The 20,963-nt window shown below is 36.2% G+C and carries 20 protein-coding genes; 14 read left to right on the top strand and 6 right to left on the bottom strand.

Annotated features, from left to right (window positions below):
* Positions 1 to 220 precede the first annotated feature (220 nt).
* From JF259_RS03850 to JF259_RS03840, 3 genes are read right to left on the bottom strand one after another with little or no spacing between them, the layout of a single operon-like run.
* The gene (locus JF259_RS03850) at positions 221 to 1,048 is read right to left on the bottom strand and encodes a mechanosensitive ion channel family protein (RefSeq protein WP_199113559.1); all 828 of its coding nucleotides are present in this window, start codon (positions 1,046 to 1,048) and stop codon (positions 221 to 223) included.
* 28 nt (positions 1,049 to 1,076) lie between these two features.
* Positions 1,077 to 1,250, bottom strand: coding sequence for a hypothetical protein (locus JF259_RS03845; RefSeq protein WP_199113558.1), 174 nt, complete (start codon positions 1,248 to 1,250; stop codon positions 1,077 to 1,079).
* Complete coding sequence (locus tag JF259_RS03840; protein ID WP_199113557.1) at positions 1,250 to 1,819, bottom strand: RNA polymerase sigma factor; 570 nt, start codon at positions 1,817 to 1,819, stop codon at positions 1,250 to 1,252. Before JF259_RS03840 ends, JF259_RS03845 begins: the two co-directional genes overlap by 1 nt.
* Before the next feature lie 177 nt (positions 1,820 to 1,996).
* On the opposite strand from JF259_RS03840, the gene JF259_RS03835 reads away from it, so the two are divergent.
* Positions 1,997 to 3,703, top strand: a complete 1,707-nt coding sequence (locus tag JF259_RS03835) for a hypothetical protein (RefSeq protein ID WP_199113555.1) — start codon at positions 1,997 to 1,999, stop codon at positions 3,701 to 3,703.
* A gap of 44 nt (positions 3,704 to 3,747) precedes the next feature.
* On the opposite strand, the gene JF259_RS03830 is transcribed toward JF259_RS03835, so the two are convergent.
* Both JF259_RS03830 and lpdA read right to left on the bottom strand, forming a co-directional pair.
* Positions 3,748 to 5,610 (bottom strand): T9SS type A sorting domain-containing protein, encoded by a 1,863-nt coding sequence (locus JF259_RS03830; RefSeq protein ID WP_199113553.1) that lies wholly within the window; start codon positions 5,608 to 5,610, stop codon positions 3,748 to 3,750.
* Positions 5,611 to 5,819: 209 nt separating this feature from the next.
* The gene (gene lpdA, locus JF259_RS03825) at positions 5,820 to 7,220 is read right to left on the bottom strand and encodes a dihydrolipoyl dehydrogenase (protein ID WP_199113551.1); all 1,401 of its coding nucleotides are present in this window, start codon (positions 7,218 to 7,220) and stop codon (positions 5,820 to 5,822) included.
* A 232-nt stretch (positions 7,221 to 7,452) separates the two neighbouring features.
* Here lpdA and JF259_RS03820 point away from each other — a divergent pair, with 232 nt between their 5' ends.
* The 5 genes from JF259_RS03820 (at position 7,453) to JF259_RS03800 (ending at position 11,460) form a co-directional block, all read left to right on the top strand.
* Complete coding sequence (locus JF259_RS03820) at positions 7,453 to 7,662, top strand: dodecin (RefSeq protein ID WP_233164090.1); 210 nt, start codon at positions 7,453 to 7,455, stop codon at positions 7,660 to 7,662.
* Positions 7,663 to 7,838: 176 nt separating this feature from the next.
* The gene (smpB, locus tag JF259_RS03815) at positions 7,839 to 8,297 is read left to right on the top strand and encodes an SsrA-binding protein SmpB (RefSeq protein ID WP_199113549.1); all 459 of its coding nucleotides are present in this window, start codon (positions 7,839 to 7,841) and stop codon (positions 8,295 to 8,297) included.
* Between the two features lie 129 nt (positions 8,298 to 8,426).
* Positions 8,427 to 8,984 (top strand): hypothetical protein, encoded by a 558-nt coding sequence (locus JF259_RS03810; RefSeq protein ID WP_199113541.1) that lies wholly within the window; start codon positions 8,427 to 8,429, stop codon positions 8,982 to 8,984.
* 34 nt (positions 8,985 to 9,018) lie between these two features.
* The gene (locus JF259_RS03805) at positions 9,019 to 10,866 is read left to right on the top strand and encodes a Xaa-Pro dipeptidyl-peptidase (protein WP_199113539.1); all 1,848 of its coding nucleotides are present in this window, start codon (positions 9,019 to 9,021) and stop codon (positions 10,864 to 10,866) included.
* A gap of 42 nt (positions 10,867 to 10,908) precedes the next feature.
* Entirely contained in the window at positions 10,909 to 11,460 is a 552-nt protein-coding gene (locus JF259_RS03800) for a pyridoxamine 5'-phosphate oxidase family protein (protein ID WP_199113537.1), read from the top strand.
* Between the two features lie 4 nt (positions 11,461 to 11,464).
* Here the strand turns inward: JF259_RS03800 and JF259_RS03795 are convergent, their stop codons facing one another.
* Positions 11,465 to 12,106, bottom strand: a complete 642-nt coding sequence (locus JF259_RS03795) for a protein-L-isoaspartate(D-aspartate) O-methyltransferase (protein WP_199113535.1) — start codon at positions 12,104 to 12,106, stop codon at positions 11,465 to 11,467.
* A gap of 155 nt (positions 12,107 to 12,261) precedes the next feature.
* Here JF259_RS03795 and JF259_RS03790 point away from each other — a divergent pair, with 155 nt between their 5' ends.
* The 8 genes from JF259_RS03790 to JF259_RS03755 all read left to right on the top strand — a co-directional run bounded on the left by JF259_RS03790 (position 12,262) and on the right by JF259_RS03755 (position 20,958).
* Positions 12,262 to 13,227, top strand: coding sequence for a Gfo/Idh/MocA family protein (locus JF259_RS03790; protein WP_199113533.1), 966 nt, complete (start codon positions 12,262 to 12,264; stop codon positions 13,225 to 13,227).
* A gap of 45 nt (positions 13,228 to 13,272) precedes the next feature.
* Positions 13,273 to 14,163, top strand: a complete 891-nt coding sequence (locus JF259_RS03785) for a 3-hydroxyacyl-CoA dehydrogenase family protein (protein WP_199113531.1) — start codon at positions 13,273 to 13,275, stop codon at positions 14,161 to 14,163.
* Between the two features lie 110 nt (positions 14,164 to 14,273).
* Positions 14,274 to 14,651, top strand: coding sequence for a four helix bundle protein (locus JF259_RS03780; RefSeq protein WP_199113529.1), 378 nt, complete (start codon positions 14,274 to 14,276; stop codon positions 14,649 to 14,651).
* Between the two features lie 33 nt (positions 14,652 to 14,684).
* Complete coding sequence (locus JF259_RS03775) at positions 14,685 to 15,923, top strand: DUF1015 domain-containing protein (protein WP_199113527.1); 1,239 nt, start codon at positions 14,685 to 14,687, stop codon at positions 15,921 to 15,923.
* Between the two features lie 71 nt (positions 15,924 to 15,994).
* Positions 15,995 to 16,663, top strand: coding sequence for a YggS family pyridoxal phosphate-dependent enzyme (locus tag JF259_RS03770; protein WP_199113525.1), 669 nt, complete (start codon positions 15,995 to 15,997; stop codon positions 16,661 to 16,663).
* Between the two features lie 39 nt (positions 16,664 to 16,702).
* Entirely contained in the window at positions 16,703 to 18,067 is a 1,365-nt protein-coding gene (locus JF259_RS03765; RefSeq protein ID WP_199113523.1) for an exonuclease domain-containing protein, read from the top strand.
* 60 nt (positions 18,068 to 18,127) lie between these two features.
* Positions 18,128 to 20,095, top strand: a complete 1,968-nt coding sequence (locus tag JF259_RS03760) for a DUF3857 domain-containing protein (RefSeq protein WP_199113521.1) — start codon at positions 18,128 to 18,130, stop codon at positions 20,093 to 20,095.
* Positions 20,096 to 20,115: 20 nt separating this feature from the next.
* Positions 20,116 to 20,958 carry an ion transporter gene (locus tag JF259_RS03755; protein ID WP_199113518.1) on the top strand — a complete coding sequence of 281 codons (843 nt, stop codon included), beginning with the start codon at positions 20,116 to 20,118 and terminating at the stop codon, positions 20,956 to 20,958.
* Positions 20,959 to 20,963 lie beyond the last annotated feature (5 nt).

Below are 20,963 nucleotides of genomic sequence, written 5' to 3'. Positions count from 1 at the left end.
GCTCAAAATAGCTAATTTTCACTTTAATCAAAAAAGTCAAGATGAGTTCTATTAATAAATATTACCTTCCGTTTCCCCATCATGTTAGGTTTTGTAAACGTATACAAATATTTTCCTTAAAACAAAAAAAGCCCCTTTTCAAACAAATGAAAAAGGACTTAGGTGAGAGACTATAAAAATTGAGTAATTAACCCAACCAAATTTAACCCTAACTATAAAGTTAACCCTCAATTTTAACTTGACTCTCTACAAGCTCTTTAATAGGAATTACAAATTTACCTTGTGCTGTTTTTATGGTAATGGATAGATTATCGATAATAACCACTTCTCCTTTCATGCCTTTAAACTCTATTTGTTGGCCTATTTCGTAGGTTTTCCTTGCATAGAACGCCCGTAACAGATCGGTTACTATTTTTTGGGCTCCCAATCCAAAGGCCAAAGCGAATGATACCAAAAAGGCACCAAGTATCATAGTAATATTGCTCGTAATTATTTCGGTATCTACACCTGCCTGATTTAAGGCTGTTATGGAAACAAAAACAATAAGTAAGAGGAAAACAATATTGCTAACCAACTTAGAACCCGATAGGTCCATTGATTCAAAGAAAGATTTTATGGTTTTCTTGATAAAATTAGCCAACAATAAACCTATGGTAAACACAATTAAGGCCGAAAACAAACGAGGAATGTAGCGCAAAAAGTTTCTGATCTCCTCCGAAACCATGGTAAGGTTTAGAATATCGGTAATAATGATAATGAGTAAGATGTACAGCAACCATTTTAAAAACCGGCTGACAATCTTTATCACATCAAAATTAAATTTCTTGTCACCAAAAAACTCTATCTCGTTTATTTTATCATCCAACTTGTCTGCCTTTGCAAATTTTAAAGCCTTTTTTGCAACACCAACAACTAACTTTGTGACCAACCACCCAATTATCAATACTGCTATTGCCGCAAGCATGTTCGGAATAACTTCTGCTACTTCTGTGGTCATAGCCGAGAGTGAATTTACAATTCCCTCGTTCCATTCTGATAGTTTCCCCATAGTATTCATATTTATAAATATTGTAAAATCATTTTTTTCGTTTCTTAATGGTACGCTCAATAACTTTAGCCATGTCTATAGAAAATAACTTGGTTAGTTCCATGAGCAGCTTAGCAATCGCAACATCGGTCATAACCTTCGATTTTAATTCTTCAGGTACATCCTTAAGTGGCTTATCTATGTATTTAAACGGATTGTCCATTACTTAAGGGTATTATATACAGTTAAAAGTTTATCCTTTGCGCGTTTAATACGCATTTTAACAGCACTTTCTCCAATTCCCAGAACATTGGATATTTCTTTAATAGATAGCAAATCTTGATACTTTAACAACAATATCATTTTCTCATCGGGAGACATAAGCTCTAGGGCAACCTTAAGCTTATCTACTTTCATCTCAAAAAATTCCTGATCGTTATCCAGGTCCGAAATCGCTTCTACGTCTGTATAATCAACCGCTTGCTTTTCAATTTTTTTTGCTGTATTTCTAGTTACATAATTTACACAATGATTATATACAAAAGCATACAACCATGTAGAGAACTTAGATTTCCCTTTAAAACTTGACAGTTTTACGAAAAGCTTTAAAAAAACATCTTGTGTCAAATCTTTAGCCTCGTCTTCATTTTTTGAAAATCCAAAACACTTATTAAAAACCACCGTGGCATACCGGTCATATAAAATCTCGAAAAGCAAGGTGTCATTAGTCTTAACAATTGCCTTAACTAGATCTTCATCGGAAAGTTCATTAAAATTCGTTAGGGTTTTCAAATGTAGCCAATAGCTATTTAGTTATTAATTTTAAGACACAACCATATTAAAAAAGTCACATAAAAACTTGTTTATTTTATTACAATAAAATAGATCCAGACCATACCCAAACCATTATAACCTAAAAAATTAGTAAATTTATTACTCACAAGCAACTAACATTCAAAATATTACAAAATGAAGCTACAAATTTTAGTGGTTGTACTAACTTTATTTTTTTCTTGTAAAAAAAACACCAAACAAGTAGACGAACCGATCGCCACAGCCCCTACAAGCTCAAAGTACAATTGTGTTCCTCAGGTAACTGATGCAGAATGGTACAAAACTGATAACATTGCTCCCCTTTTAGAAGGCTATGATGTAATTCATTATCCAATAACAACCAAAGACAGTTTAACGCAAATCTATTTTAACCAAGGTATGGCTTTAGCCTATGCCTTTAATCATGCCGAAGCCGCAAGGTCCTTTTATTATGCAACTAAGTTAGACCCTACTTGTGCCATGGCCTATTGGGGTTATGCCTACGTTCTGGGGCCTAACTATAATGCTGGTATGGAGGACGACAATTACCAACGTGCGTACAATGCAATTACAAAAGCCAAAACGCTCTCAAACAATGCTACCGATAAGGAGCAACAACTTATTGAAACCATGGCTATTCGTTATGCTCCCGAACCACCCGAAGATAGAAGTCAACTGGATATAGATTACTCTAAAGCCATGAAGACTCTTTACAACAAACACCCCAATGACCCCGAAATAAGTGCTTTATATGCCGAGTCTATAATGAATCTGCACCCTTGGGACCTGTACCACAAAGACGGTACACCAAAACCTTGGACTCCCGAAATTGTAACCTTACTTGAGACCTTAATCGAAAAAAACCCATCGCACCCCGGGGCACACCATTTTTATATTCATGCGGTTGAAGCCTCTAACACACCGGAGCGCTCCGATCCATCTGCTAAAAAGTTTGATGAAGGCTTGGTTCCTGGTTCGGGGCACTTGTTACACATGCCATCACATACTTATATTAGAACAGGTGAATACCACAAAGGAACACTGGCCAATATTGCTGCCGTAAAAGCAGACAGCACCTATGTAACGAGCTGTCATGCCCAAGGTGCCTATCCATTGGCTTATTATCCGCACAATTACCATTTTATGGCTGCTACTGCCACACTTGAAGGCAATAGTCGTTGGGCTATGATTGGCGCAAATAAAGTATCGGAACACGTACATCCCGAAATTATGCAACAACCCGGTTGGGGTACTTTACAGCATTATTATACTATTCCATATTATGTTGCCGTAAAGTTTAAAAAGTGGGATGCTATTTTAAGCATGGATTTGAATACCTACGATTTAAAATATCCGAAAGCAATAAGGCACTATGCCGAGGGCATGGCTCATATTGGAAAAGGCAATGTAAACAAGGCTCAAGAAGCTCTTTCGGCTCTAAAAGCATTCGCTGAGGATGAAGCCTTAAAGGACATTACTATTTGGGACATAAACACCACATACGAGCTAATACAAATAGCCAAAAGGGTTTTAGCTTCCGAAATAGCATCCCAAAAAGGCGATTATAAAACTTCTATTACCCTTTTGGAAGAGGCTGTTGCCATAGAAGATGCTTTAAACTATAACGAACCACCAGATTGGTTCTTTTCCATTCGTCACCATTTGGGAGCCGTTCAAATAAAAGCTGGATTGTTTAAGGAGGCTATTAAAACATATGAAACCGACTTAAAGAACTTCCCAAAAAATGGCTGGGCACACCACGGATTAAAAGCTGCTTACACCGGCCTTAATGATACCGAGAACGTATCAAGAGTAAACAAGTTACTTGCCGATAGTTGGGCGCATGCCGATTTTGAAATATAAAAAAAGCGAACCTTTCGGTTCGCCTCCCCAAATCTAACCAAACATCATTTTTTCAATACTTTCTTTGTTAGTAGCCTACCCATAGGACCACTAACAGTTAAAAAGTATATACCATTGGTTAAATTAGTGATATCTATTTTGTTTTCAGATGCTGTCAAATGTCCTTTAGCAACCTTTTCCCCAAGAAGAGTGGTAATAGTGTACACAGCTTGTGCTTTTATGTTGATATTTATAATATTTGTAGTGGGGTTTGGAAAAACAAGTAACACCACTTTATCATTATCTTCAATACCTAACGAACAGCTTGTATTGTAACTTGCCCAGTCATCTTTTGTCCAATCTGCTTTCGCTTCAGCCTGTGCCACATTATCTACCTGAATACAAGTTAAATTAGGGTTATCCTCCACTCTTACATAATTTAAAATATCATTATGATTATTTTTTAGATTCAAGGAAGTCAATTGAGGATTTAAATTCCCCCAAAACTCAACCAGATTGGGCAGCATACTTGCATCAATACTCGTAAATTTAGTAATCCCCAGATCCAAATATTGAAGACCTGTATTTTTTGTATAATCCAAATTTGATAAATTAGTCCCATAGGCCCACAATTGAGTCAAGGTAGTCGTGTTTGGCAATGTTAAATTGGTAAGATTGGGGTTGTTTCCCGGTTCTACATATTCTAAAACCATATTATTGGTAAGGTCTAGATCTGTAAGATTATTGTTCCATAGACCAAAATCCACTAAACCAGTACAACTGGAGACATCTATGGTTGGTGTAATTGCATTATTTGCGCAATATAACTCCCAAAGCGCAGGATTATTTGGTAAATTTATTGATGTCAAGTCATTATCAGAACACCATATACGCTCAATGAGTGGATTATTACTACAGTCTAACGAAGCTATTTGATTTGAATAGCAAAACAATCCAGTTAAGCCCATATTTTTGCTTATATTCAAAGTTGGCAGATCATTATTATCGCATATTAACCTATACAGCGTAGCTGTATCTGGTAGCGTAAGGCTTGTCAATATATTTTCACCACAGTCCAGATATCCCAAACTAGTATTATTTGACGCATCCAAATTGGTAAGCGCATTTTGTTGACAGGTTAAATAGGTTAAACCTGTATTTTTTGAAATATCTAAGCTCCCTAAATTACATCCATAACATTCAAGTTTCACCAAAGTATTTGTATCGGGTAAATTCAGACTTGTCATGGTAGAATTAGCATAGCAAAACACATTGGTTAAAGCAGTATTGTTTGTTAGGTTTAATCCTGTTAAATCATTAAAACCACAGGATAATATTTCTAATTTAGTATTCGTGGAAAGATCCAACGTCCCCAACATGGTGTCCTGGCAATTTAAGATTTTCAACTCAGTTAAGTTGGTAAGGGTAAGACTTCCTAATGGATTTCCCCAACAATCTAAATTAATCAAGTTGGTATTCGCGGATAGACTTAAACTTGTAATATCATTAAAACGACAGTTTAAAGTGGTTAATGCCGTATGTGAGGAAACATCCAAGCTCGTTAAATCTAAATTATGGCAATATAACTCAACCAAATTATTACCTCCAGGTAATTTCATTGTCGAAATTGGATTTAAATTACAGTCAAATATCTGCAAAGCAGTAAAATCCTCTATTCCAGTTAAATCATAGATACTCCAACCATTGATGCGTAACTCTGTAACGGTATTAATCTTGGATGTTGGAACCATGTCGTTATCAATTATTCCATCCCCCATACTTGAAGCATGCCCCAATGTTACGACATTTCCATTGGCATCATGAGTTTCCAGATATTCTTCGAAGTTATCATCAGGGACTGAAGTTGTTTGAGAAGGGGCCATTAAACTTATTGAAACCAATAAGAGAAAAAATAATTTTGTTTTCATAATGGACTATTTATGGTTAGTAACATAAATAGGCATTAGGAAAACGTGCCACCGCAAATTTAGAGCGTGATTGAGAGAAAAATAGAAGTTATAATTCTTACACACAAGATAAGAAAAATAATCATCAAAAACAACACTAATTACTGATTTCCAAACAACTAAAAAAGCAACCCTTAAGGGTTGCTTTTAAAAAAATTATGTTTTTGTATTTATATATGCAACGCTCTATCTTCAGTAGCCGCTAAAGCAGCTTCCTTGATAGCTTCTGTAAAAGTAGGGTGCGCATGTGACATGCGTGATATATCTTCGGCAGAAGCACGGTATTCCATGGCGACTACAGCTTCAGCAATCATATCGGCAGCACGGGCACCAACCATATGTACTCCTAAAATTTCATCGGTTGTTTTATCTGCTAATACTTTTACAAAACCATCCAAGTCCATACTTGCTCTACTACGTCCTAAAGCACGCATAGGGAATTGTCCAGCCTTATAAGCGATCCCTGCTTCCTTTAATTGCTCTTCTGTTTTACCTACAGCAGCAACTTCAGGCCATGTGTACACTACCCCAGGAATTAGATTGTAATCGATATGTGGTTTTTGACCAGCTAAGGTTTCGGCTACAAATACGCCTTCTTCTTCCGCTTTATGAGCCAACATAGCACCTTTTACCACATCACCAATAGCATAGATATTAGAGGCAGATGTTTGTAAATGCTCATTTACCTCTACTTGCCCCCTATCATTTATCTTAACACCCGCTGCCGCTGCATTTAATCCATCCGTGTATGGCCTACGACCAACAGACACTAAACAGTAATCACCTTTAAATTCAACTTCTTCTCCTTTTTTATTATCTGCTTTAACAACAACTTCGTCACCAACGCGCTCTACAGATTTCACCTTATGAGACGTATTTATCTTAAATTTTTGCTTCTTAAGTACTTTGTTCAATTCTTTAGATAAACCAGCATCCATAGTTGGAATAATTCTGTCCAAATATTCTATAACAGTTACTTCGGCTCCTAAACGCTTATAAACCTGTCCCAATTCTAGACCTATTACACCTCCTCCTATAACAATTAAATGCTTTGGAATCTCCTTAAGCTTCAATGCTTCGGTAGATGTAATTATGCGTTCTTTGTCTATATTAATAAAAGGCAAACTTGAAGGCTTAGAACCAGTTGCAATAATGCTGTGCTTCGCTTCAATCTCTATTGTTTCCTTACCATTAACAACAATATGTGTTGCATCCTTAAAAGCACCCAAGCCCTCATAAACATCAATCTTATTCTTTTTCATTAAAAAATCGATACCACCTGTGGTTTGGTCTACAACTGCCTGCTTACGGGCAATCATTTTTTCTAAATTCACTTTAATCTCTCCCGGCACTTCAATACCGTGATCTTCAAAATGCTTCACAGCATCTTCATAATGGTGAGATGAATCTAAAAGAGCTTTACTTGGAATACAACCAACATTTAAACAGGTTCCACCAAGTGTAGCGTATTTTTCTATAATTGCAGTTGTCATACCCAGTTGCGCACAACGAATGGCTGCCACATAACCTCCAGGACCAGAGCCAATAACGGCTACATCATAAGAATTCATAAGATTGTTTTTAGTCGATTTTGTTAAAACGAGTACAAAAATACGAATTTTGAATGATGTTCATAACTTTCAAAAGCATTGATTTCACTTATTTTTATGCCAAGAGCCTCGTAATTAATCACCTTCTAAACTATATGAAATCTACCCAAGCTACTTCTTGAAAACATAACAAACTAAATTGCAAATACTTACCACATTTTTCGTATCTTAATTAACTAAAAAACTAAATATCATGGAAGAGCATATTTACAAAAAAATTGAAATTGTAGGAACTTCAGAAAAATCAAGTGATGATGCTGTTCAAAATGCATTGACAAAAGCTTCTCAATCGGTACACAATTTAAGGTGGTTTGAAGTTATTGATACCCGTGGAAGCATTAAAGACGGCAATGTAGATAGATGGCAAGTAACCATTAAAGTTGGTTTTACAATGCACAGCTAACCACATTTTACACTTAATAAAGTGATTTAAGGATTTCTAAAACCTTAAAACAAGAGCCTTATAAAAAACTAAAAGGCATCGCTTGTAATTTGGTTCCCAATTTTATATGCTCTTTTTTACCTTAAGCTAAATCATTTTAAAGCACAACATCATAAATTTATGTAGCTTTGTGCTCCATGCAAAAGACCATTAACATACAAAACAAAAAGGCCCGCTTTCTATACGAAATATTAGATAAGTACACTGCGGGTATTGTATTAACAGGAACCGAAATAAAATCCATTCGAAACAGTAAGGCTTCTATTGCCGAAAGCTTTTGTGAATTTAATGACAGGGGTGAACTTTTTGTTATTAATATGACCATAGAGGAATACCTTTATGGTAACTATTACAACCATAAACCTAAAGCTGAACGCAAACTTCTTTTAAATAAAAAAGAGCTTAAAAAATTACAGAAAGAAGTGCAAAATACTGGAATTACCATTATACCCCTACGCTTGTTTATAAATGAAAAAGGTTATGCCAAACTAGATATTGCCTTGGCAAAAGGAAAAAAACTTTACGATAAACGGGAAACTATAAAGGACAGGGATAACAAGCGTAACCTGGATAGGATCAAGAAAATATACAAATAATTTAAGAAACTCTTAACACGTAAATCCTAAGTAAATTTAGACCTTGGTGGCTTATTTTTTGATTAATCACGTATGGCTAACAGACACATGCTACATGTGATGATTATAAAAAACAACAAATACAAACACATGAGACAATTAGTGACTATTCTGGCTATTGCTTTAATTTCAACAACGGTAAAGGCACAAGACATTCCTAAAACTCCAAAAACAGATACTGTTAAGGTACAGGTTATAGACAGTTCTAAAGTACTCACGCTTAACGGCACAATAAAAGCCTTATACAAAACCATTTCGGGAGAAAAAGAAGAAGAGCGCAACTGGGAATTCTTTAAATACCTATTTCATCCAGATGCCAAACTTATAGCTTTTGGAAAAGATGTAGAGGGAACCCAAAAAGTGAGATATATGTCTCCCAACAACTATATTAATAATGCTGGTAAATGGATGGTTGAAAATGGCTTTATTGAAAAAGAGATTCACAAAAAAGTGGAAGTTTTTGGCAATATCGCGCATGTATTCAGTACTTATGAAGCCTACATGAGCAAAGCTGACACAGAACCTTTTATGCGAGGTATTAACAGCATTCAACTATTAAACGATGGCGAACGCTGGTGGATCGTAAACGTGTTTTGGGCTCAAGAAACTTGGCGTACTCCAATACCCAAAAGATACCTACCAAACTAACTACCCTTTTTAACTCTAATACGAATCCCATAATATGAATACAACATACAAAATAAAGACTCCAATAGTAATTGTAATTATAGTATTACTAATACAGGTTTCTAGTTATTTACAAGCACAAATAAAGACGACACCAATCTTTAAAGATGGGGAAGCACAAATTGTTGAAGCATTTAGTGATCCCGAAAAGTGGATACGTCACGACTTATGGGTCGAAACGACTTTCGATACCGACGGTGATGGTAAATTAGACCGTATGCATGTTGATGTAACTAGACCATACCAAACAGATACCGAAGGTCTAAAACTTCCTGTCGTTTATGAATCCAGCCCCTATTATGCTGGTGTAGCTCCTAATGTTGATGGCTTATTTTGGGATGTTAATCACGAATTGGGAGAAACAGCCAAACCACGAACCCAAGTAGAAGTAACCCGTAAAGGAGAACGTCCCATTATATCGAACTCCCAAATTAGAACCTGGGTTCCCAGAGGATATATAGTTGTACATTCATCTTCACCAGGCACAGGACTTTCGCAAGGCTCTCCTACCGTTGGTGGTGATAATGAGTCTTTAGCTCCAAAAGCTGTTATCGACTGGCTATGCGGACGTGCCAAAGGCTATACCACTCCCGATGGAAATGAAACAGTAGAAGCTTTTTGGTCTACAGGAAAAGTTGGTATGACAGGAACATCGTATAATGGCACCATACCTTTGGCTGCTGCGACAACTGGTGTCGAGGGATTAAAGGCTATCATTCCGGTTGCTCCCAACACATCGTATTACCATTATTATAGATCTAATGGTTTGGTAAGATCCCCTGGCGGTTATTTAGGTGAAGATATTGATGTTCTATATGATTTTATACATAGTGGCGATGAATCTAAACGTGCCTACAGTAACAAAGTGGTTAGAGATACCGAAATGAAAAATGGCATGGACAGGATTACTGGTGATTATAACGATTTCTGGGCTGGTCGGGATTATTTAAACGACATGAAACCCATGAAAGCCGCCCTATTAATGTCTCACGGTTTTAACGACTGGAACGTAATGCCAGAACACAGTTATAGGATATATAAAAAAGCAACCGAAATGGGACTCCCAACCCAAATATACTACCATCAAAATGGCCATGGTGGACCGCCACCAATCACCATGATGAACCGATGGTTTACACGGTATCTCCACGGTATTGACAACGGTGTTGAAAACGATCCCAAAGCATGGATTGTCCGTGAGCATGACCCAAAAGACAAACCAACTCCCTATAAAGCGTATCCCAATCCTGATGCAAAAGACGTTACACTACACCTTACAGCAGGCGCACCAAATATTGGAGGTTTAACCACTCTCAAAAGCAAGACTTCCGTAAAAGAGTCGCTAATTGATAATTACAATTTTTCTGGTGCATCATTGGCAAAATCACCAAGTTCTGAGCACCGTCTTTTATATGTAACTCCCAAGCTTACAGAAGCGCTTCATATTTCGGGAACAGCAAAAGTTACTGTAAAACTGGCAAGTAGTAAACCGGCAGCGAACTTATCAGTTTGGTTAGTGTCGCTACCTTGGAACGAAGAAAAGAAAGCTAAAATAACCGATAATATTATTACGCGTGGCTGGGCCGATCCTCAAAACCATAAATCACTTACTAAAAGTAGCCCCTTAAAGCCTGGTAAATTTTATAAGTTAACTTTTGATCTAATGCCAGATGACCAGATCATTCCAAAAGAGCAACAAATTGGATTGATGATTTTTTCCAGCGATAAGGATTTTACCCTACACCCAAAACCAGGAACAGAACTAACTGTTGATCTAAACGGTACAACTTTAACCTTACCCGTGGTTGGTGGTAAAGAAAAATTTAATAACGCTTTAAAATAATATAGAAGTTAAAAACAAGTTACAATCTGCAAATCCGAAAGCATGGGAAAACAGTTTTCTGAAATAAACGACGATCTTCAGGACTTTGTAAAAAGGCAAAAAATCTTTTTTGTTGGTACGGCGGCAAAGGATGGACGTGTAAACATCTCACCTAAAGGGCATGACACGCTTCGGATTTTAAGTCCCAACAAACTCCTTTGGTTAAACCTTACTGGAAGCGGTAATGAAACGGCTGCCCATCTATTAAAAAATGACAGAATGACTATTATGTTCTGTGCTTTTGAAGGAAAACCATTAATACTAAGGCTTTACGGGAAAGCTAAAATATACCACGAAAGAGATACTGAGTTTCAAGAGTATATCAATATGTTTTCTAACAATGTGGGCTCCAGACAAATTATAGAAATGCACATAGATTTAGTACAGACTTCTTGTGGTTTTGCTGTTCCCTTTATGGATTTTAAAGAAGAGCGCGGCATGCTAAATGCATGGTCGGAAAAGCAAGGCAAAAAACGTATCAAAATGTATTGGCAAGAAAAAAACACGATGAGTATTGATGGATTTGAAACGCATATCCTACCAAAAAATAAATGACATTTTAATTTTTATCTTCTAACAAAGGCACAAAACGGAATTCACCAAACTCATGCTGCTCGAACTCCTTTGGACCTTTTCTAATAAAAAGTGTCATAACCTGAACATCATTACCAACAGGGATAACCAAACGTCCACCAATTGCCAACTGGGCCAACAAGGGCTTTGGCACAAAAGGCGCACCCGCTGTAACAATAACACCATCGAAAGGCGCTTCCTCTGGCAACCCCTTATAACCATCTCCAAAAATGAGCTTTTTAGCTCTATATCCCAACTTAGGTAAAAACTTACTGGTCTTTTTAAATAATTCTTGCTGACGTTCTATACTGTACACTTTGGCTCCCAACGCGCACAGTACCGCTGTTTGATAACCACTACCAGTACCAATTTCAAGGATTTTACTCCCTTTCTTCACTTGTAATAATTCGGTTTGAAACGCTACAGTATAGGGCTGTGAAATAGTTTGATCGGCAGCAATAGGAAATGCCTTGTCCTGATAGGCGTGATCCAAAAAGCCAGAATCCATAAACAAATGCCTGGGTATATCCCCTATAGCATTTAAAACAGCCGAATCGGCTATGCCTTTGTTTTTTAAAACATTAACCAATTGTTGTCGTAAGCCCTTATGTCTAAATGTATCGTTCAATTCTATTGTGGTTTTTCAAGGATAAAATTAGGTAATCCTTTCTAAGCTTGAAACATTTTTTTTAGAATTTTCACCATTGGTTTTTAACTAAAATTTAGTTGAAAATAGCGTATTCATATTTTAAATATCTTATTTTTGTTGAAAACGTAAAATTTATGCTAAAAGCTGGTGTACTTGGTGCCGGACACCTTGGAAAAATTCATTTAAGACTTCTTAATCAATCTGAAAAATATGAGCTTGTTGGTTTTTATGATGCCGATCAAGCAAATGGTAAAAAAGTAGAAGCAGAATTTGGTTATAAATTCTTCGACTCAATAGATGCACTTATTGATGCTGTAGACATGGTGGATATTGTTACGCCTACACTTTCACATTACGATTGTGCCAAACAGGCCATTGCAAAAGGGAAACATATTTTTATTGAAAAGCCTATTACCAATACGGTTGAAGAGGCCGAACATATAAGGGAACTCCTAGCTAAACATAGCTTACGTGGACAGGTAGGACATGTCGAGCGGTTTAACCCTGCTTTTATGGCTGTAAAAGACGACATTAAGTCGCCTATGTTTATCGAGTCGCATCGTTTAGCAGAATTCAATCCAAGAGGTACCGATGTTCCTGTGGTTTTAGACTTAATGATTCATGATATAGACATTGTTCTTAGCATTGTAAAATCTACAGTAAAAAACATTTCTGCCAGTGGCGTCTCCGTTATAAGTGACACACCAGATATTGCCAATGCCCGTATAGAATTTGAAAATGGTTGTGTAGCAAACTTAACAGCTAGTAGAATTTCATTAAAGAAAATGCGAAAAGCCCGTTTCTTTCAAAAAGACGCCTATATCTCGGTCGATTTCTTAGACAAAAAATGTGAAGTAGTAAAAATGAAAGACGCTCCAGAACATCCAGGAGATTTCGATATGGTACTTCAAAATGCCGAGGGGATTAAAAAACAAATTTATTTTGATAATCCACACATAGCCAATACCAACTCTATACTGGATGAATTAGAAACGTTTGCCGATGCTATTAATAATAACACAACACCAATTGTAACCTTACAAGACGGCACTGAAGCGCTCCGTGTTGCCAATCAAATAATAAACTGTTTTAACAAATAGGTATTAATCGTTGTACCTAATAAGTAAACTCATAAAACTAAACGAATGAAACATGTTGCAGTAATTGGAGCCGGTACAATGGGCAATGGTATCGCACATACCTTTGCTCAAAATGGTTTTAAAGTACAGCTTATCGATATAAGCGAAACTGCTTTAAAAAAAGGATTGGAAACCATTTCTAAAAACCTGGATCGAATGGTAACCAAAAATACGATTTCCGAACATACTAAAAGCGAAACCTTAACAAATATAAATACCTTTACATCCATTCCCGAAGGTGTTAAAAACGCCAACTTGGTTGTTGAAGCTGCCACAGAAAACATAAGTTTAAAACTGGATATTTTTAAACAACTTGACAAAGCTTGTGATAAAGATACCATTTTAGCAACCAATACATCTTCCATTTCAATAACTCAAATTGCAGCTGCTACCACCAGACCCGATAAGGTTATAGGCATGCATTTTATGAATCCGGTACCCATCATGCAATTGGTGGAGATCATTAGAGGTTACAATACCAGCGATGCCGTGACCCAAGCCATTATGGATGTATCGATAACCCTAGGTAAAACACCTGTGGAGGTAAATGATTATCCTGGCTTTGTTGCTAACCGTATTTTAATGCCCATGATTAACGAATCAATCGAAACATTATACAATGGTGTAGCTGGTGTTAAAGAAATTGACACCGTAATGAAATTGGGTATGGCACATCCCATGGGTCCACTACAACTAGCCGACTTTATTGGCTTAGACGTTTGCTTATCCATTTTGAATGTCATGTACGAAGGTTTTAAAAACCCAAAATACGCCCCATGTCCTTTGCTGGTAAACATGGTTAGAGCAGGTAAATTAGGCATTAAATCGGGAGAAGGCTTTTATGATTATACTGCGAATAGAAAAGCTGAAAATGTATCTAAGCAGTTTTCAAGGTGAGAAGTGATCAGTAAACAGTAACAGCGAGTAATGAATGGCAAGAACTGAAAACAAAATTTATAACTTAGCATGAAGCAAACACCAATTGATAATTACTAAATTTTAAGCCTGTGAAGTTTCAAGATTTATTAGCTTACAGTAAATCATTTGATTTAGCAATGAGAATTTTTTATCTCAGCAAAAAGTTTCCTAAAGAAGAAACATATTCCCTAACAGATCAAATAAGGAGATCTTCCAGAAGTGTTTCTACCAATATTTCTGAAGCGTACAGAAAAAGACTTTATCCTAAACATTTTATTAGCAAATTAACTGATAGCGATGCTGAAAATTCAGAGACACAAACTTGGTTGGAATTCGCTCTACATTGCGAGTACATTTCCAAAGAAACTTTTAATGAAATGATAACACAAAGCAATGAGGTAGGAAAACTTATTAATTACATGATTAAAAATCCAAGCAAGTTCGGATCAAACCCCACTGAATACTGAACACCGAATACTGAATACTGAATACTGAACAACATGGCAAAAGTTATCCCATTTAAAGCAGTTCGACCAACACGCGACAAAGTTAGTTTGGTAGCATCGCGATCCTATCAAAGTTACACACAAAAAGAACTGGAGTTTCGATTAACATACAATCCGTTTTCATTTTTACACATTGTAAATCCGGGCTACAAATACCATCAGGACATTACAGGACAAGAACGCTATCATCTAGTTAGAAACAGGTATTTGGAGTTTAAAGAGGATGGCATTTTTGAACAAGATGACACGCCTTGTTACTACGTATACAAAATCGTAAACCGAGAAGGCCGCTCTTTTTCCGGTATTATTGCTGCTGCAAGTGCCGAAGATTATAAGAATGATACCATTAAAAAACATGAAGACACCATTGAATACCGCGAAAATGTATTTAAGGATTATTTAAAAACTGTTGGATTTAATGCAGAACCTGTACTTCTCACCTACCCAGATAATAATACAATAGCAACCATTATATCGGAAACACAAAAAGAACGTGCCGAATTTGAGTTTACAACAACTTACAGGGATACGCATTACTTATGGAGACTAAATGATGAGAAAGTAATTGATCGCATACGGCGTGAATTTGAAACTATAACCCCTATTTACATAGCAGATGGCCACCATCGATCGGCATCTTCTTACCTGCTTTCGGAAGATCTAAAAGCTGCAAACAATGCGCATACAGGAAACGAGCCCTATAATTATTTTATGAGCTTCTTAATTCCAGAATCCAATTTGAAAATTTTTGAGTTCAATAGACTTGTTAAGGATCTAAATGGTCTTTCAAAAGAAGCGTTTCTAATTCAGCTAGACACCATGTTCCGTATTGAAAATAGAGGTAACGAATTATATACGCCTAACAAAAAACACCATTTTAGTATGTATTTGGATGGCAATTTTTACTCCTTATACCTTAGGAAAAACAACACTAAATTCTCTACGCCGTTAGATGCATTGGACACCCAAATTCTTTATAAAACCATATTACAGCCCATACTTGGAATTACCGACCTGCGTAATGACACACGTATTCAATATTCGCACGGTAAAAATGATCTGGTAACCATAAAAACAAAAGTTGACAATGGTGAGTTTGCAGTTGGTTTTGGACTGATGCCCATTTGTATTGACGAAATGAAAGCCATTGCCAATGCAGGTTTAACCATGCCACCGAAAAGCACCTTTATTGAGCCCAAATTACGAAGTGGTGTTACTATTTACGAATTTTAAAGGTACTTATTTGCTTAGTTGACATGTCGTTTGGATATTTGCAACTGAACCAATATTACAACGCAAAAACAATGTCTATAAAACAGAACCTTCAGGATATTAAAGCCTCATTACCAGAGCATGTTACCTTAGTCGCTGTCTCAAAAACCAAACCCATAAACGATTTAATGGAAGCTTATGAAGCAGGACAACGTGTTTTTGGTGAAAATAAAATTCAGGAGATGGCTCAAAAATACGACGTCATGCCAAAAGATGTTGAATGGCATATGATTGGACATGTGCAGCGTAATAAAGTAAAATACATAGCTTCATTTGTTAGCTTGATACACGGTGTTGATAACCTGAAACTGCTTCAAGAAATAAACAAACAGGCGCAAAAACACGATCGGGTAATAGATTGTTTACTTCAAATTAAGATAGCCTCTGAAGATTCTAAATTTGGGATGTCCCCTGAAGATGCCTCAACCCTCCTACAATCTGAACGTTTACAGGAACTAAAAAACATTAGGGTTACAGGGCTTATGGGTATGGCAACCTTTACAGATGATATGAACCAAATAGAAAATGAATTCTCGTATTTAAAAGAAACATTCGACACCTTGCAACAATTTTCAACATTCAACTGTCAGCTTTCAACTCTAAGCATGGGCATGAGTGGCGATTATCAATTGGCAATTGACTGTGGAAGTACCATGGTTCGCGTGGGAAGTAGTATCTTTGGGGCCAGAAACTACAATTAATCGAATAAACTCTAAACAACTAAACACATAAACACCATATTGTACGCAATATTAGACATAGAAACCACGGGAGGCAAGTATAACGAAGAAGGCATTACCGAAATTGCAATTTACAAATATGACGGGCATCAAGTTGTAGACCAGTTTATTAGTCTGATTAATCCAGAACGTGAAATACAACCTTTTGTTGTTAACCTTACGGGTATAAACAGTAACATGCTTCGCAATGCCCCTAAGTTTTATGAAGTAGCCAAACGTATTGTTGAAATAACCGATGACTGCATTATAGTTGCTCACAACGCCCAGTTTGACTACCGTATTTTAGGCACCGAATTTAAACGATTGGGGTACGATTATAAGCGTCAATCCCTTTGTACGGTCGAGTTATCCAAAAACCTTATCCCCAACCAACCGTCCTATAGCCTAGGCAAATTAGTACGCTCATTAGGGATTCCTGTAGCCGATAGACATCGTGCCGCTGGTGATGCCCAAGCAACGGTTAAGCTCTTTAAAATGTTACTGGAAAAGGATTCTTCCAAAAACATAATTCAGCAATCCATCCGATTAAACCCCAAGCACCAATTAGAGCCCCGACATTTGGACATTATTAACGAATTACCCGCAACAACAGGGGTTTACTATATTCATAAAGCCAATGGCGACATCATTTACATCGGTAAAAGCAATAATATAAAAAAACGCATCAATCAGCATTTTACAAGTACCAGTCAAAAGTCAAAAAAAATACAAGCGCAAGTTGCTGCCGTCACCTATGAAGCAACAGGTAGTGAATTAGTAGCGCTTTTAAAAGAAAGTGAAGAAATAAAGCGTACTAAGCCCGTATACAATAGAGCTTTGAGGCGTACATCCTTTACCCATGCGCTATATAGCTTTACAGATGAAAAAGGGTATATAAACCTTAAACTGGATATAGCGGACGGACGCAAAAAAGCCATAACCACATTTAGTAACAAACAAAGCGGCAAAAGCTTTATTACCAATGCTATAGAAGAGTATAAACTATGCCAAAAATTAACAGGTTTATACCCAACCAAAACAAGCTGTTTCAATTTCGACATTAAAGCATGTGCAGGTGCCTGTATTGAAAAAGAGCCTATAGAGCTATACAATAAACGTGTAGATACCCTTATTACTAAAAACAGTTATGCTAATAAAAACATGGTCATTATTGACAAAGGCCGCGAGGTGGACGAACGCAGTGCCGTTCTTATTAAAAATGGCGTATACCAAGGGTACGGTTTCTTCAATTTAAATTACCAGATAAATAATCTTGACATTTTGGAGTCTATTATTACCCACATGAAAAATAATAGAGACACCCAGCATATTATCCAAAATTATTTAAGAAAAAATAAGCGCTTAAAAATAATAGCTTTTAATTAAGCACTTGTCGTAATAAAATGCTATTTTGTGAGTTAAATAACACGTTAACTACATGCTTTAATGAAAAAAAACTACCTATTCTTATTCTTATTCTTATTATTCGCTTCATTATCTACATTCTCACAACCTAAAGCCAAAGAAGTAGTATCCTATAGAGTTAACCTTGACGAACTAAAAATGACGGTTTATGAAAAAGATTCTACCGCCAACGCCTTAGTTTTATATGAATATGGCAACAGTTATGTCGATCAACGTGATTATGACCTAACAACCGAAAAAAAATTCAAAGTAAAACTCTTGAACCGTGAGGGTTTTGATAATGCGACAATTACTATCCACTTATACAACAACGATAGAAGCTCGGAAAAAATAGAAGCTATAACAGCAACTACCTATTCTTTGGTTGATGGTAATGTTGAAACAACAAAACTTACCAAGGAAAACATCTTCAAAGAAAGGTATAATGAAAACTACACGCTAGTAAAATTCACTTTACCAAATATTAAAGAAGGCTCCGTTATAACATATAGCTATAAACTTATTTCCCCCTTTATGTATAAATACCATGGTTGGGAGTTCCAGGGCCAAATCCCCAAATTATATAGTGAATATAACACTAGTATTCCAGCCAACTGGACTTATAACATTAAGCTGGTAGGAGGCAAAAAACTGGCGACAAACACATCAGACATTAAAAAAAATTGCCTATCGGTATCTGGAGGAGGCCATGCCGATTGTGCCATTAGCAAATATGTTATGAAAGATATTCCAGCCTTTATTGAAGAGGACTATATGACAAGTGAATCTAACTATTTATCCAGAATTGATTATGAACTTATGACATTTAAAGGTTTTGACGGTAGCATACATAACTATACCAAAACATGGGAAACGGTTGATAAAGAATTAAGAACAGACCCCAATATTGGAAAACAGCTCAATAAATCGGTCCCTATTGAAGATCTATTAACTACCAACATTACCGACGAGCAAGATGAATTAAAAAAGGCCAATGCCATTTATAAATATGTTCAAGAAGAATACACATGGAATGAGGAGTACAAAATTTTTAAAGATGTTTCTGTAAAAAATCTTATTAAAAATAAATCAGGCAATATTTCTTCTATCAATATTCTACTCCATAACCTATTAAAATCCTGTAAAATAAACGTCAAACCTATTTTGCTATCTACACGTGAAAATGGGCTTCCAACCAAGATTTTTCCTGTTATTTCAGATTTCAACTATTTAATTGTTCAAGCAACCATCAATGACAAAACATACTTGCTGGATGCTACCGACAAGTTCCTAAGTTTTGGACAAATACCCTTTAAGTGCTTAAATCAATACGGACGTCTTTTAGACTTAAAAAATGGCAGTAAATGGATAGATATAAAACCAGAAAAATCATCGGCTGTACAATATAAAGCAACTTTAAACTTAAACGAAAATGGAAACATCACTGGAAAAGTGACATCCAAAAGAACAAACTATCACGCCTTAAAATGCAAAAAGGCTTATAAAAGTAAAGAAAATTACCTAAAAACCCTTGAGGACAACAACCCCAATATCGAAATAACCAATCACAATGTTACAAGAAATGAATCGCACCCGGATTTTCTAGAAAATTACGATATAAAATACCCCTATGATAACACAGGTGGAAACATATACTTAAGCCCTTTTTTTATTAAACTGTTTAAAGAAAACCCCTTTAAGCTTCAGGAAAGGACATATCCTATCGATTTTGGCTATATAAACACCTACTACTATATACTGCGATTAAATTTTGGTAAGGAGTACTCTATTTTAGAAAAACCCAAAGATTTAAATATTGCTTTGCCAAATAATACGGGCCAGTTTATTTTCTCCTGTGCAGTAAACAACAATTCTATGAACATTCTAATGAGGATAAACATAAAAGAAGCGTTGTACCCATCAGAGTACTATCCCTATTTAAAAGCGTTTTTTAATAAAATAATTGACTCACAAAACAATTCACTTATAGTTCTACAAAAGAATAAGTAATCTTTTCTTATTTTTACTTTATGAACACCCCTACTAAAAAGCACTGGAAAAAAGCCCTTCATGAAATTATTTATGAAGCAGACACACAAGCTGGAAAGCTGTTCGACATTATTTTATTTATTACCATTATAGCCAGTGTTGTTTTAGTAATGCTTGAAAGTGTTAAAAGCATAGACATGCGTTACCACCGTATTATCAATACGGCTGAATGGTTTATTACCATCTTGTTTAGTTTAGAGTATATAGCACGAATAATAGTTGTAAAAAAGCCCCTAAAATACATCACCAGTTTTTTTGGTATTGTAGACCTGCTTTCAACAGCCCCTAAATACATCTCACTTTTATTTGGCGGCGTGCATGCCCTTGCTGCCTTACGCGCACTGCGACTCCTCAGAATTTTTAGAATCCTGAAATTAGTACGCTACCTAGGAGCTTCGCATACAATAATAAGGGCATTAAGAGCTAGCCGTGTAAAGATTTCGGTATTCCTCTTTACGGTCATAATTATTTCTATTATTTTAGGTACCATTATGTATCTTGTTGAAGGGGATGATGCCGGATTTACCAGTATACCCGCAAGTGTGTATTGGTGTATTGTTACCTTAACTACTGTTGGTTATGGCGATATCTCTCCAACTACGCCTTTAGGCCAGTTTATTGCATCTATAGTCATGATATTAGGGTATGGTATTATTGCTGTGCCAACAGGTATCGTATCTGCGGAATACGCAACGCAACGTAAGGCTAATAAAAGTAAATCCCCTAACATCCCCTTAAATTCACAGTCTTGTGCTAATTGTATGGCCGAAAAGCATAAAGATGGTGCAGAATTTTGTTATAATTGCGGACACAAACTACACTAGTTTAT

Source organism: Snuella sedimenti (assembly GCF_016428595.1).
GTDB classification, from domain to species: Bacteria; Bacteroidota; Bacteroidia; order Flavobacteriales; family Flavobacteriaceae; genus Snuella; species Snuella sedimenti.
This window is presented reverse-complemented; position numbering and strand designations above follow the sequence as displayed.